We start from the raw sequence: 13,778 nt of genomic DNA on the forward strand, positions 1-13,778 counted from the left end.
CTCAGTGGGTCGCCAGCTCGTGCTGCAGCGCTTCGAGCTCCGCTCCGCCAGCCATCATCTGCGTCAGCTCGGCCTGCGAGATGTCCTCCTTGGAGAAGTTGCCCATGGAGTGGCCGCGATTGAGGATGACGAAGCGGTCGCCGACTGGGTACGCATGGTTGGGATTGTGGGTGATGAAGATCACCGCGAGGCCTCGGTCGCGCGCCTCGGTGATGCGCCGCAGCACGACACCGGACTGCTTCACGCCGAGCGCAGACGTGGGCTCGTCCAGGATCAGCACCCGGGCGCCGAAGTAGCTGGCCCGAGCAATCGCCACCGATTGGCGCTCGCCGCCCGACAGCGTGCCGACCGGCTGCTCGGTGTCGCGAATGTCGATGCCCATCTCCGCCAGCTGTTCCTTGGCGATCCGTTTGGCCTGTTCGATGTCGATCTGGCGGAACGGCCCGAAGCCCCGAGTGGGCTCAGCGCCGAGGAAGAAGTTCCGCCACACCGACATGAGCGGCACCATGGCCAAGTCCTGGTACACGGTGGCGATGCCGGCGGCGAGTGCTGCGCGAGGCGAAGAGAAATTCACCTGCTCGCCCTCCAGCAGCAGATCGCCAGCGTCGTGCCGGTGCACTCCTGCGAGAATCTTGATGAAGGTGGACTTCCCGGCGCCGTTGTCGCCCAGCACGCACGTCACCTCGCCGGGATCGACCGTGGTGGACACGCCCGTCAGTGCGATGATGTTGCCGTAGTACTTGGAGATGTCCCGCAGCTCGATCAGCGAGTCGCTCATCGCTCGGCACCCTGCGCAGCAGCTTCGTCGGACCTGCCGGCTCGCTCGACTCGGTCGCCGCTACGTTCCGGCGAGGGTGCTCGGGCAGGGTGGTCGCCGCCGGGTGGCTCGTCGTCGCCCGGATCTCCTCGCGCCGACTGGGAGCGTTCCGCCCGCTGACGCACGTAGTTGTTCACGATGACCGCCACCACCAGCAAGCCCCCCAGCACCAAGAACCGCCAGTCGGTGTTCCAGCGAGCAAAGCCGATGCCTTGGCTGATCATTCCCCAGATGAGCGCACCGATCGCCGCGCCGATGGCCGAGCCGTAGCCGCCGGTGAGCAGGTTGCCACCGACCACTGCCACGATGATGTAACGGAATTCGTTGCCGTCGCCCACGTTGGCTTGCACCGAGTTGAGACGGAAGGCGATGAGCATTCCCGCCACCCAGGCGCACACCGACACGAGCATGAACAGCGTCGTCTTGGTGCGGGCGGCAGGCACTCCGACCGACCGAGCGGCGTCCTTGTTCCCGCCTACCGCGAAGGTCCAGCTGCCGAAGCGAGTCCGAGCCAGCACCCAGGCACCGACGGCTGCGAACAACAGATAGAAGAGCACCGAGACGCGGAACCGTGTCACGGCCTGGGTGGCCTGCTCCTCGACGGTGGTGATGAACATCAGCTTGACGGCAAGCGCCAAGCCCGCAGCCGCCAATCCGACCGTCACCAAGGATCTGCCGATGCCCGCGCCGTCGGCGAACAGCAACCGCCAGAACGTGGCCAGCGCATAGATGCCGAGCGCGACCACTCCCCCTTTGGCCGCACCGGTCGACAACGCGTACAACAGACCGTCGCCGTCGACCAGTTCAATCGTTGCGAAAGACACGGCGTTCGCAGCGCCCGCTATGGCGGCGGCGCGGGCCCACGGACCCATCACCGGCGCCGGCACTGCTGAGCTTCGACGCTGAGCCAGGGCCTTGGCCACCGCTGCCGCAGCCAGAGCCAAGGCAATCAGCAGCAGCAGCGAGAACAGCTCGACACGCAGCTTGCGCGATGCCGATTCGGCCCGTACCACGAATGCGGCCACCGCGACGATGACCGCCGTGCCCATCGGCAGCCACAGCGACTGATCGTTACGCGCTCCCGTCAGCATCAGCGTGACCACTCCGGCGACTGCGAGTCCGCCGAAGAGCACCACCCGCGCGGCCTGCACCGTCATCATGAAGCTGACCGTGGGCACCAGCGCCACCGCCACCCCGATGACGGGAGCGCTCGTGCGGACGTGACCGGTCGCGGCCAGTGCGGCCAGCACGCCGGTCGCAGCAATGCCGAGCGCGAAGACCGCCCGCCCGAGACCCCCGCCGAGGAAGCCGAGCTGGTCCGCGTTCGTTGCATCCAGCGCGCGCGCCGCCACGATGGCCGCGACCACCGCTGCGACACCCAGTCCGATTGCTCTGTTCGTGCGGGAATCGGACGACCGCGTTCGACGCTGGACCGGCTCGTAGCGGGCTGCGCACCAGATGGCGACGCCAGCCAAGGTCCCCAGAGCGACCAGCGCCCCCCACACCAGATTCGCTTCAACGCCGTCGGTGCTCAGCAGCATGAAGAAGCCGAACAGCGGCGCGACGACAGCACCGGCAAGGCCGCCAAGCGCCGCCCAGCCGCTGACATCTGCTCGCCGCGCGTAGGTCATCTCCAGCAGTCCCAAGAACGAGGCCACGCCGGCGAACACCAGCAGTCCTGCCCAAGCCCAGTCCCGGCCGTCCCAGATGTGCTGGTTGCGGATCCACTCGGCACCGAAGATGTCGTCCCAGAAGGCGTAGCCGGCAGCGTCGTCGAGACCCTCCACGATGACCTTGTTGGTGAACAGCTTGCCGAAACCCAACTTCGCGCCGATGAGAATGAAGAACGTTCCCAGCGTCACGATGAAGCTCGGCAGCGAGGTCCGCTCGACGAGCGTGCCGTTGAACCAGCCGATCGCGAGCGCGAACGCCAACGACAGCGGCACTGCGAGGTGCAGGCTGAAGCCCGCTCCCCCGAGTTCACCCACCTCGCGGCTCATCAAGATGACGAAGATGGCCGTGGCGCCGGTCATGGCGCCGGCCGACAGGTCGAATTCGCCGCCGATCATCAGCAGCGCCACGGGCACCGCCATGATGCCAAGCAGCGCCGCCACGTCGAGAAAGTTGGCCGTCCCGCCAGCGGTGCCGAACGCTTCTGAGGTCAACCAGAACAGCAGCCACACACCGACGAGGCCGAGCAACGCGCCGATTTCAGGTCGGGTGAGCAGTTGCTGGATCGGCCCGCGGTACGCGAGCCGTTCATCGGCCCCGCCGGCGGCGGCTGCCATGAGACTGGACTACCTCGTGCCGGCGCTGACCAGCGCGGCGACCTCAGCTGCATTGTCGGGCGTGACGAAGCCGGGACCGGTCAGGATCGGCAAACCGCCGCCCGCAGTGTTCTGGTTCGTTGCCTGCAGGTGCATCAGGATCACCGGAAGGTATCCCTGCAGGTACTGCTGCTGGTCCACGGTGAACGCGATGTCGCCCGCTTCGATCGCAGCGATCAGGTCTGAGGACAAGTCGAAGCCGCCGATGAGCAGCGTGCGCCCAGCTGATTCTGCGGCATCGAGCGCTCGCAGTGGCACATTGGGCCCCACCCCGAGCACCGCGTCGATGCTGGAATCGGCGGTGAGGATGGAGGCGATGGTCTGCTCTTGCTCGTCGGGGTTGGCGTCGAGACCGATGAACTCCGACGTCACTTGGCCGCTGAAGGTGTCGGCGAGACCCTCGCAGCGCTCTTCGAGGCCGATGTTGGCCTGCTCTTGGCGAGCGCACAGCACGTGGGACGCACCCAAGTCGTTGAATCGCTCACCGGCACCGTTGCCGGCCACGATCTCGGTTTGGCCGATGTGGGTCACCGCGCCGAGTTCCTTGTAGTTGTTGACGCCGGAGTTCAGCGTGTACAGCGGAATGCCTGCGGCTACGACTGCCCGAGCTGCGGCCTCGAGGCCGGTCGGGTCCGCGAGCGAGATCGCAATGCCGTCCGAGCCGTCGGCGATGGCGCCTTCGATGGCTTGCGACTGCGCCTGCGCGTCATTGTTGGCGCCGAAGTAGACGACTTCGCAGCCGATGGCCTCTGACGCGTCCTTCACCGCCACTTCCACGACCGACCAGAAGGTGCCCGAATCGCCGTGAGTGATGACGTGGTAGGTCTTGTCGCAGTCGCTCTGGGTGAGCGTCACCTCGGCGCCGGAGTCGTCCGCGGAGGTCTGCACCGGGGTGTCCGGCTCGTCTGCGGTGTCGCTGTCGTCGCTCGAGCACGCTGCTGCGAACAGCGTGATGACGGCCAGCACGGCCAACAGTCTGGATATGCGCTTCATGGGTGCTTCCTCTCGAAGTACGTGTCAGAGATCCGCGCAGGCGCTCCTTATCCCCCGGGGCGCCGCAACGCGGCCTCGCATTGTTGCACAAATTCCAAGCTCCGCGCGACATCGCTCCGCAACCGTTCCACTGCACGGGCATCGGGGCCGCTGAGCGCGGCGTCTTGTTCGAGCACGTACCAAGTCTCCGAGGCATCATGCTCCAGCGTCTCGATGATCTCAGCCAGAGGCACCGCGCCGTGGCCCAATGGGGGAAACAGCCCGCGTTGGACTGCGGCCATCAGCGTGAGCTGGCCGCTGCGCAGGCGCCGTGCTACGCCGGCATCGACATCTTTGAGATGCACCAGCCCGATGCGGTCCCGGTGACTGCGGGCCAGTGCCGCCGGATCGGTGCCTCCCAACGTGAGGTGCGCAGTGTCGAGCACCAGCTGCGTGTCGGTGTGCTCCAAGACCGCGCGGGTCTCCACGTCGTCCTGGACCAGCGCGCCGACATGCGGGTGGAACGCATGATGCAGACCAGCCCGCGCCGCGATGTCGTCGATGGCTGCGAAGCCGCGAAACATCTGGTCCCACTGGGCATCGTCGAGCGGAGGTCGCTGCCAACTGTCGTGATCGGAGATCGGACAGCTGATGAACCACGTCCCGCCCGCCGACGCCATCTGATCCACGACCGAGGCCACGCGCGTCAGCTCTGCTTCGAGACGAACGGAGTCGTGGAGCACTACGGCGACGAAGCCGCCGAGCAAGGACAGCCCGTGTTGCGAGAGCAGTCGTGCCAGCTCCTCGCCGTCCGCCGGCAAGAAGCCGACGGGACCGAGCTCGGTGTGGGTGAAGCCGATCGCGGCCATGTCCGACAGCACATATTCGGGACTGAGCTGGTAGCCCCATCCCGGCACCTCGCACACACCCCACGTGATGGGCGCAGCAGCTAGACGCTCACGCAAAGACCCTCCCATGCAGTTCCTCCGATACCGGCGAGCGCAAGAATGCCTCAACCGCTCCACGAAACAGCATGCGTGAGCGCACTGCACACGCGCTCACGCCAGACAACGCGGCAACACGCCACCGTTGTAGGCGCAGGACCCAACTGGCCGCCTCCTGCCGGCGGCAACACCGCTCACGCCAGACAACGCGGCAACGCGCCGCCGTTGTAGGCGCAGGACCCAACTGGCCGCCTCCTGCCGGCGGCAACACCGCTCACGCCAGACAACGCGGCAACGCGCCACCGTTGTAGGCGCAGGACCCAACTGGCCGCCTCCTGCCGGCGGCAACACCGCTCACGCCAGACAACGCGGCAACGCGCCACCGTTGTAGGCGCAGGACCCAACTGGCCGCCTCCTGCCGGCGGCAACACCGCTCACGCCAGACAACGCGGCAACGCGCCGCCGTTGTAGGCGGCCATGTCCACGATCGCCGAGGGAATGCCCGGGAATTCGTAGCCGTCGGGAGCGCACTCGCGGTACGCGACATGGAGATTGCCTGCGAGCCGTTCCGGATCGGTCGCGTGGGCGTGGATGCCCAAGTCGGTCTCGCGAGCTTGCTCGAGCGGAGACCGTCCGGCGGAGAGACCCAGCGCGGCCACCTCCTGCACGAACTGCAGGTAGGACCGTTGCTCGTCGAGGACACGAGCGATGTCGCTGCGGCCGAAGTGCGGCCCGTGGCCGGGCACGATCACCTCAGCGTCGTAGCTCTCGATGACGTCGAGCGCTTCCAACGTCCCGGACACCGAACCGAACAATGCGAACGGGGTCCCTCCGTGGAACACCAAGTCTCCGCAGAAGAGCACGCCGCAGTCGGGCAGCCAAGCCAAGACGTCGCCCTCGGTGTGAGCCACGAAACCCAAGCCCGACAGCTCGATGCGGCGATCGTCGAGATGCAGCACGGTCGAGTCGTCGAAGGTCAGATCAGGCGCTCGGAACTGCAAGTCTCCCCACTCCACGCCCGGAAACACTGCGCTGTAGTCGGGCATGCCTGCAGCCACCATGACATCGCGGCACGCGGTGTGGGACACCACGGTGGCGTCGGCAAAGAGGCAGTTGCCATGGGTGTGGTCGGCGTGATGGTGGGTGTTCACCAAGACCCTCACCGGATGGGGCGTCACCGAGGCGATGGCATCGAGATAGGCACGCGTACGTCGCTCGGTGGAGGTTGCGTCGATCGAGACGACCGCATCGGCACCCACCACAAATCCCATGTTGTTGATGAACCAGGTGCCGTCCGGCTGCACGTAGCTGTACACGTTGGGCGCCACTTCGCTCAGCTGCGGGGCGCCAAGCGTGTCATGTCCGCTCACACTGCCTCCTCGTCGTCGCGCGATTGCTGGGCGGGGCGCGTGTGCTGCGCAGCGTAGGTGCGTCGCCTACGCTGCGCCAGTGGTAGGACTCCGCGCAGGACTCCGCTCCGTCGAGAGTCGTGCGCCGGGTACGAAGGGGGCCATGATGAACGCAACCGCTGACCTCGCCGGCGACCTGGACTCCTCGACGGTCGAGCGAGACTTCGACGTCTACGGCGACGCATACGTCCAAGACGCCTCGCAGATGTGGGCGCAGCTGCGCGAGGAGTGTCCCGTCGCTCACAGCTCCCGCAACGGCGGGCACTGGCTGCCGACGACATGGGACGAGATCGCAGCGGTCGCCTACGACACGGAGAACTTCAGCTCCCGCGACATCGCCGTGGCGCCGACACCAGAGGGCGTCGGCCTGCTCACGGCACCGCCGATCACCTCGGACCCTCCCTTCCACACCGATGCTCGCCGCTTGCTGTTGCCGTTCTTCGGACCCAAAGCCGTCGAGGACATGGTGGAGGTCACCCGCAGCATTGCACGCGAACGCATCGAGGCAATCGCCGCACAGACCGGAGCGGACGAAGGCGGCATCGGGGTCACCGACGCTGCCGACACCTACTCCAAGCACATTCCGGTGCGGGTCATCGCCCGCATCCTGGGGCTGCCCGAATCCGACGAGCCCAAGTTCACCCGCTGGGCGGTGGACGTGCTGCAGTCCACCGGCGACGAGTTCGAGCGGCGCGCCGGCGCGACGCGAGAAGTACTCCACTACTTCGGCGAACTCACCGAGCGGCGGCGGCAGGAACGGGCCGACGACCTGCCCTCCAGACTGCTGGACATGCGGCTGCCCAACGGCGACCCGCTGGCCAATCACCACATCACCGGCGCCGGCTTTCTGCTGCTGCTGGCGGGGATCGACACCACCTGGAGCTCGATCTCTGCCAGCCTGCTGCATCTCGCAACACACCCCGCCGACAGGGAGCGGCTCGTGGCCGAACCCGATCTCGTCCCGACGGCCATCGAGGAGTTCCTGCGCGCGTACTCGCCGGTCACCATGGCGCGGGTGACGGCGACCGATGAGGCTCAGATCGGCGGCTGTCCTGTGGCCAAGGGCGACAAGGTGCTGCTGCCGTTCGGCGCGGGCAATCGCGATCCGGCGAAGTTCGACCGGCCCGACGAGGTCATCATCGACCGTGCGGAGAACCGACACTTCGCCTTTGGCCTCGGTATCCATCGCTGCTTGGGCTCGAACCTGGCCCGTATGGAGCTGCGGGTCGCGATCGAGGAATGGCTGGCCCGGTTTCCGAGGTTCGAGCTCGCCGACGAGATCGGGCGGGGCGGGGTGGAGTGGGGCGGGGTGCAGGTGCGCGGCCCCCGCAATCTGCACCTGCGCGTGGGCTGGTAGCGCCGACCGGTCGGCTGTCGCTCTGGCGGCGTCACGCTCCGGGCGTCACTCTCTCACGGCGTCAGACAGCTCTTGGGGGGTCATCAGCACGTCACGCGCTTTGGAGCCCTGCGACGCGCCGACCACACCGCGCTGCTCGAGCAGGTCCATCAGCCGTCCCGCACGAGCGAATCCGACCTTCAGCTTGCGCTGCAGCATCGACGTGCTGCCGAGCTGGGTCTCCACGACGATGGCCATCGCCTGGCGCAGCAGCTCGTCATCGCCGGCGTCGCCGGTGGTGCCGCCCGGAAGTCCGGACGAGCCATGCGGCGCCGGCGTGCCCTCCACGCCTTCGACGTAGCGGACATCTGGCGATTGGCGGCGCCAATGGGCCACCACCTGCGCGATCTCAGACTCGCTCACCCAGCTGCCTTGAATGCGACGCGGGGTGCTGGAGTTGGCGGTCAGCAGCAGCATGTCGCCTTGGCCGACCAGTCGCTCGGCGCCGGGCTGATCCAAGATGACCCGGCTGTCAGCGAGACTGGAGACAGCAAATGCGAGCCGGCTGGGGATGTTGGCCTTGATCACTCCGGTGATGACATTCACACTCGGCCGCTGCGTCGCCACCACGAGATGGATGCCGACCGCGCGGGCCATCTGCGCCAGTCGGGTGATGGATTCCTCCACGTCGCGAGCCGCCACCATCATGAGGTCGTTCAGCTCGTCGACGACCACCACGATGAAGGGCATCGAGTCGCGCAGCTGACCCTTCGCCGCCAGCTCGCGCTCGTCGCAGTGCAATGCGCTGTCCAGCACGGCGGCGTTGAAGCCGCTGATGTCGCGAAAGCCCGCTTCCGACAAGACGTCGTAGCGACGCTCCATCTCCTTGACGGCCCACTCGAGCGCGTTCGCCGCCTTGCGAGGCTCGGTCACCACAGCCGTCAGCAAGTGAGGCAAGCCGTCGTACTGACCCAGCTCCACCCGCTTGGGGTCGACGAGGATCATGCGCACCTCGTCGGGCGTCGTCCGCATGAGCAATGACGTGATGACGGAGTTGATGCACGACGACTTGCCCGAGCCCGTCGCGCCGGCAATCAGCACGTGAGGCATCGTGGCCAAGTTGAGCATGACCTCTCGACCCGAGATGTCCTTGCCCATCGCCACGGCGAGCGGGTGCATCGCCTCGGCTGCGGCCTTGGCGGACAGGATGTCGCCGAGCGCGACCAGGTGACGGTCGGGGTTGGGGACCTCGATGCCGATCGCCGATCTGCCCGGAATCGGCGCCAGGATCCGGACGTCAGCCGCTGCCATGGCGTATGCGATGTCCTTGTGCAAGGCAGTGACCCGTGACACCTTCACGCCGGGTCCCAGCTTCAGCTCATAGCGCGTGACGGTCGGTCCGGGTTCCCAGCCCGTGACGTGCGTCTCCACGCCGTGGCTGGCAAGCGCCGCCACGAGCGCCGCAGCACCCGCCGACAACTGCGCCCTGTCGAACTGGCGGGCCCCACCGCGCTTGAGCAGGGACTGGCTGGGCAGCTTCCAGCGCGTCTGCGCGGCGGCGCTCGGTGCGGCGGCTGCGCGACGGGACTCCGCTGAGGTCGATGCCGTCGGCGGGCGGCCGGCGGGAGCGGCCGCCGATCGAGGCGGCGATGGCTCCAAGCCCGTCTCGCTGTCTGCAACCTCGGACTGCGGCCAATCCGCCTCGGACCGGGACACTGCGTCGCCCGCTTCGACAGCCAGGTCGGCATCTGGGACCAAGACGCCGCGGGGTGGGTCGGTACCGTGCTCGCCGTCGTGCTCATCATGGTTCTGATCCCGATAGTGATGAGCTTCGAACGAGGGCGGCTTGGGCTCTTGGCCGACTCGCTGCAAGCTGCGGGCACCCTTGGAGAGGGTGCCGCGCGCCATCCTGCCCGCCGCGCACAGTCCGGTCCAGAGCCATCGCAGAACCTGGCCGAGGCCGATGTTCGCCACGATCATGACGGCAAACGCCATGACGAGGATCAGCACCGCCCATGTCGCAGGATCGTCGATCAGGCGGCGCAGCGGCTCAGCAACCGCAGCGCCCAGCAGTCCCCCGCTGCGTCGCAGGTCGTCCAGCGAGCCGAAGCCCTCGGCAGGTCCCGACACGTGCGCGACACCAGCGAAACACAGCGTGAGCAGGCCCAGCCCGAACGCAACGCGGCCGCTTCGCTCCGAGGCCGACTTGCGTGCGAGCGCTACTGCAACCCAGACCAGCAGCACCGGCACCACGTAGCGGAACACGCCCAGCGCGGCAGCCAGCGTGCGCTCCAGGATGCGGCCTACCACGCCTGCTCGGTCGCCCAGCAGGCCCAGCGCGCAGATCACCGCAAGCGCGAACAGCGACAGCGCCACTATTTCGCGTGACCGGCCGCTCAGCCCATGGCGAACCGCTACGGAGAAGCCGCCGCCGGACGCTTTGGAAGACGCTTCGGAATTGGGCGGCCGCGCATCCGAGGACCGTGCATCCGACGACTGGGATGCGCCCGGCGGCCCGTCGGCACCGGTGACGCCACGCCTGCTCACTTCAGCGAGAGTACCGAGACACAGCAGACCGATCGCAGACCCATGACGTTCTCGCTTGGCCGGCATCAGCGCGCATGCGGCGTTCGGCTGCGATGCCGGCGGGCGGACTCCTGGGCGTGCGGGGTGCCGGCCCGCTCAGCTTGAGATGCCCGGCGCTGATTGCGAACAGTCTGCACCCCAACCAGCACCAGCATCACCACGGTGAACGGAATCGAATAGCGGCCGATGAACTGCACGATCGCTCCAAGCGGACCTGAGAACAGCTCGGCCACCCACCACACGAGGGCAAGACGCGTGAAGGTGCCCGCAAGATTCACCAGCACGAACAGCCATCGGCGCATCCGCGCAATACCCGACAGCAAGCACATCGGGTATCCGGGAACGGCGAACAGCAGGAGCCAGCCTGCTCGGGGGAACCAGCGCTCCAGCCAGTCCATGGTGCGAATGATGCGGCTGCGAGCACCGAACTCGGCAGCGAGGTACGCCCGCGCGTCGGGGCCGTAGTCGAATCCGAGCTGGTACAAGAACGGGTCGGTGATGAACAGCCGTGTCGCGCCGACGGCCATGAAGGCCCACAGCGGCGCCTGATGAGCCACGCCGAGCAGGATCGGATCGGTCGCGTTGAGCGACAACAGCGCCAGCGGCGCCCGGGTCATCAGCGGGGCGAAGAAGATCTGCCCCACGTAGGCCAACAAGGCAAAGCCCACAGGCACTGCTGCCAGCAGCTGCATCCGGCGTCGATCGGCATCGGTGATCATTGGGCGCGTCGCCGCCGCGTGACCATCAACCGCTCCAGCAGTCGCTGCATCATCGCCGCCGCCCTCGACCACCGCGGTGGAGGCTATGCGGCTGTGCCACTGGCGCGAGCGAGGCCCTGCGAAGCGGGCAGACGGGGCGCCAAATCGTGTCCTCTAGCCTTCGGCGTCATGGACTCGACGATGATGGACGCGCCGCTCACCTTGGACCCGATCTTCGAACGCGCCGAGTGGCTCTTTGCCGACAAGGAACTCGTGACCGCCACCGCAACCGGCATCGAGCGCACCAACTACGGACGCTGGGCGGAACGGACTCGGCTGCTCGGCGGAGCGCTCGACGATCTGGGCATCTCCTCCGACGGACGGGTGGCAACCTTTGCTTGGAACACCGATCGTCACCTGGAGCTGTACTTCGCTGCGCCGTGTTCGGGACGGGTGCTGCACACGCTGAACATTCGACTGTTCGCCGATCAGATCACCTACATCGCGAACCACGCACGCGACGAAGTGATTTTTGCCGACCGCTCGTTGCTGCCGCTGCTCTGGCCGATGGTGGAGGAGATGGCCACGGTGCGACACGTCGTGGTCATGGACGACTCCGGCGACAACTCGAGCGCTTCGGGCAGCAAAGGGACCGAGCTCCCCGCCGATCCGCGCATCGTCGACTACGAGGAGCTGTTGGCCGCAGCGTCCCCGGCAGGATTCCGGGTGGCCGACGAACGCCAAGCAGCGTCGATGTGCTACACCAGCGGCACCACCGGCGATCCCAAGGGCGTCGTGTACAGCCACCGCTCCACCTACCTCCACACGATGGCGGCGATGCTGGTGGACTCCGTCGGCGTGTGCGAAGCCGACGTGGTCATGCCCGTGGTGCCGATGTTCCATGCCAACGCCTGGGGTCTGAGCCACGCAGCGGTTGCGGCGGGCGCGAAGCTCGTCAATCCCGGTCCCAACCTGGCGCCCAAGCCGCTTGCCGAGCTGATCGAAGCGGAACGGGTCACGCTCGCCGCAGGTGTGCCCACCATCTGGATGGGGGTGCTCGGCGAGCTCGAAGGGCGCGACACCTCCAGTCTGCGTGCCATTCCGTGCGGCGGATCGGCGGTGCCCAAGGCACTGTCGGAGGCCTATCGGGAAGTCACCGGGCTGCCGATCCTGCAAGCGTGGGGCATGACCGAGACCAGCCCGTTGTGCTCAGTCGCCCACGTCCGCTCCGGCCAGCAGCACCTCGACGAGGACACGCAGGCGGACGTGCGCGCGACGGTGGGCACCGTGCTGCCGACCGTGGAGTTCCGCATCTGCGAGCCCGATACTGTCAACGAGATTCCCCACGACGGCGAGACGTCCGGCGAACTGCAGGTGCGGGGGCCCTATGTAACCGGGTCGTACTACCAGCGGCCCGACGCCACGGACTCCTTCACCGACGACGGCTGGCTGCGCACAGGCGATGTGGCTACCTGCGACCCGCACGGCTACATCCGGCTCGTCGACCGAACCAAGGACCTCATCAAGTCCGGCGGCGAGTGGATCAGCTCCGCGGAGGTGGAGAACGAGATCATGAGCCACCCCAAAGTGGCCGAGGCTGCTGTGGTCGCCGTCGCGTCGCAGCGCTGGATGGAACGACCCATGGCGTGCATCGTGCCTGTGGAGGGCGAGACCATCACCCACGCTGAACTGATCGAGTACCTCGCGCCGCGAATGGCGAAGTGGTGGCTGCCGAGCGCGACCCAGATCATCGACGAGGTACCCAAGACGTCAACCGGGAAATTCTCCAAGAAGACGCTGCGGGACCGGTTCGCGGACCTGGTCGTGGAGTGACACGAGCGTGAACGAGAGCGAATCAGTTGCGCACCGCACTGAACCTGTTGCGAGCGGTTCGCACCGCACTGAACCTGTTGCGAGCGGTTCGCACCGCACTGAACCTGTTGCGAGCGGTTCGCACCGCTCCGAACCGCTCCTGCTGGTGTGGCTGGCGTTGAGACTCAAGGGTCTCGGCGAGGTCGACGACATCGCGGCCGTCCATGGACTCGAGCCCGCAGCAGTCGAAACGCTGCTTGCCGAACTCGACGCGACAGGGCACTGCATGCATCGTGAGGTCGGCGGCGTGCCCAAGTTCATCCTCACGCCGACCGGTCGCGACGACGGTCAAGCGGCGTTGGCAGCGGAGTTGGATGCTCACGCCGCCCGAGACGCCGTGACCGCTGCCTACCGGAAGTTCCTTGAGCTGAACCCCGTGATGCTGCAGCTGTGCACCGATTGGCAGGTGCTGCCTGCCGGCCACCCGGCCGCCACCGACACCGGACCCGGCGACGGTCATCGGCTCAACGACCACAGCGACTCCGCCTACGACACCAAGATCATCGAGCGCCTCGAAGCGCTGCACCTCGAGCTGTCAGAAGTACTGACGGGGCTCAGCAGCGTCATGATGCGCTACGACAACTATGCGCCCCGATGCGCCGCAGCATTGGACAGACTGCGTGCCGGCGAGCTGGACTATCTCACCAAGCCGATGATCCCCAGCTACCACACGGTGTGGTTCGAGCTGCACGAGGACCTGCTGGCCACGCTCGGCATCAATCGGGCTGACGAGGGCAGCGTCTGATGCGCTCGACGCCTGCGGTGCCGTGCAGCCAAGCAGGCGCACACCTCGAGGCGTCGCGGGGGCCCGCGCCTC

At 67.2% G+C, this 13,778-nt stretch carries 10 protein-coding genes; 3 read left to right on the forward strand and 7 right to left on the reverse strand.

Features of this window, described 5'->3' with window-relative positions:
• Nucleotide 1: 1 nt before the first annotated feature.
• From ACOGI4_RS11200 to ACOGI4_RS11220, 5 genes are all read right to left on the reverse strand, one after another.
• Nucleotides 2–778: an ATP-binding cassette domain-containing protein gene (locus ACOGI4_RS11200; protein WP_419841750.1), complete on the reverse strand. Its 777-nt coding sequence runs from the start codon at nt 776–778 to the stop codon at nt 2–4.
• Complete coding sequence (locus tag ACOGI4_RS11205; RefSeq protein ID WP_419841751.1) at nt 775–3,105, reverse strand: ABC transporter permease; 2,331 nt, start codon at nt 3,103–3,105, stop codon at nt 775–777. Before ACOGI4_RS11205 ends, ACOGI4_RS11200 begins: the two co-directional genes overlap by 4 nt.
• 9 nt (nt 3,106–3,114) lie before the next feature.
• Nucleotides 3,115–4,137 (reverse strand): substrate-binding domain-containing protein, encoded by a 1,023-nt coding sequence (locus ACOGI4_RS11210; RefSeq protein ID WP_419841752.1) that lies wholly within the window; start codon nt 4,135–4,137, stop codon nt 3,115–3,117.
• 47 nt (nt 4,138–4,184) lie between these two features.
• Nucleotides 4,185–5,093: a sugar phosphate isomerase/epimerase family protein gene (locus ACOGI4_RS11215; protein WP_419841753.1), complete on the reverse strand. Its 909-nt coding sequence runs from the start codon at nt 5,091–5,093 to the stop codon at nt 4,185–4,187.
• A gap of 401 nt (nt 5,094–5,494) precedes the next feature.
• Complete coding sequence (locus ACOGI4_RS11220) at nt 5,495–6,430, reverse strand: MBL fold metallo-hydrolase (RefSeq protein ID WP_419841754.1); 936 nt, start codon at nt 6,428–6,430, stop codon at nt 5,495–5,497.
• Between the two features lie 145 nt (nt 6,431–6,575).
• Here ACOGI4_RS11220 and ACOGI4_RS11225 point away from each other — a divergent pair, with 145 nt between their 5' ends.
• Nucleotides 6,576–7,826 carry a cytochrome P450 gene (locus tag ACOGI4_RS11225; protein WP_419841755.1) on the forward strand — a complete coding sequence of 417 codons (1,251 nt, stop codon included), beginning with the start codon at nt 6,576–6,578 and terminating at the stop codon, nt 7,824–7,826.
• A 45-nt stretch (nt 7,827–7,871) separates the two neighbouring features.
• On the opposite strand, the gene ACOGI4_RS11230 is transcribed toward ACOGI4_RS11225, so the two are convergent.
• Nucleotides 7,872–10,352 carry a DNA translocase FtsK 4TM domain-containing protein gene (locus ACOGI4_RS11230; RefSeq protein ID WP_419841756.1) on the reverse strand — a complete coding sequence of 827 codons (2,481 nt, stop codon included), beginning with the start codon at nt 10,350–10,352 and terminating at the stop codon, nt 7,872–7,874.
• 65 nt (nt 10,353–10,417) lie between these two features.
• Complete coding sequence (locus ACOGI4_RS11235) at nt 10,418–11,182, reverse strand: DedA family protein (protein WP_419841757.1); 765 nt, start codon at nt 11,180–11,182, stop codon at nt 10,418–10,420.
• Nucleotides 11,183–11,278: 96 nt separating this feature from the next.
• Between ACOGI4_RS11235 and ACOGI4_RS11240 the strand changes: the two genes are divergently transcribed.
• Together ACOGI4_RS11240 and ACOGI4_RS11245 are read left to right on the forward strand one after the other, a co-directional pair.
• Nucleotides 11,279–12,922, forward strand: coding sequence for a long-chain fatty acid--CoA ligase (locus ACOGI4_RS11240; RefSeq protein ID WP_419841758.1), 1,644 nt, complete (start codon nt 11,279–11,281; stop codon nt 12,920–12,922).
• A gap of 157 nt (nt 12,923–13,079) precedes the next feature.
• On the forward strand, nt 13,080–13,706 hold the full coding sequence (locus tag ACOGI4_RS11245) for a transcriptional regulator (protein ID WP_419841759.1): 627 nt from the start codon (nt 13,080–13,082) through the stop codon (nt 13,704–13,706).
• Nucleotides 13,707–13,778: the final 72 nt, after the last annotated feature.

The organism is Candidatus Poriferisodalis sp. (assembly GCF_965205175.1).
Lineage (GTDB): Bacteria > Actinomycetota > Acidimicrobiia > Acidimicrobiales > Poriferisodalaceae > Poriferisodalis.

What these genes read in the sequence shown, in the direction of transcription:
- ACOGI4_RS11210 (WP_419841752.1), bottom strand. Translation starts at nt 4,137, where the DNA reads ATGAAGCGCATATCCAGACTGTTGGCCGTGCTGGCCGTCATCACGCTG.
- ACOGI4_RS11225 (WP_419841755.1), top strand. Translation starts at nt 6,576, where the DNA reads ATGAACGCAACCGCTGACCTCGCCGGCGACCTGGACTCCTCGACGGTC.
- ACOGI4_RS11215 (WP_419841753.1), bottom strand. Translation starts at nt 5,093, where the DNA reads ATGGGAGGGTCTTTGCGTGAGCGTCTAGCTGCTGCGCCCATCACGTGG.
- ACOGI4_RS11205 (WP_419841751.1), bottom strand. Translation starts at nt 3,105, where the DNA reads ATGGCAGCCGCCGCCGGCGGGGCCGATGAACGGCTCGCGTACCGCGGG.
- ACOGI4_RS11200 (WP_419841750.1), bottom strand. Translation starts at nt 778, where the DNA reads ATGAGCGACTCGCTGATCGAGCTGCGGGACATCTCCAAGTACTACGGC.
- ACOGI4_RS11240 (WP_419841758.1), top strand. Translation starts at nt 11,279, where the DNA reads ATGGACTCGACGATGATGGACGCGCCGCTCACCTTGGACCCGATCTTC.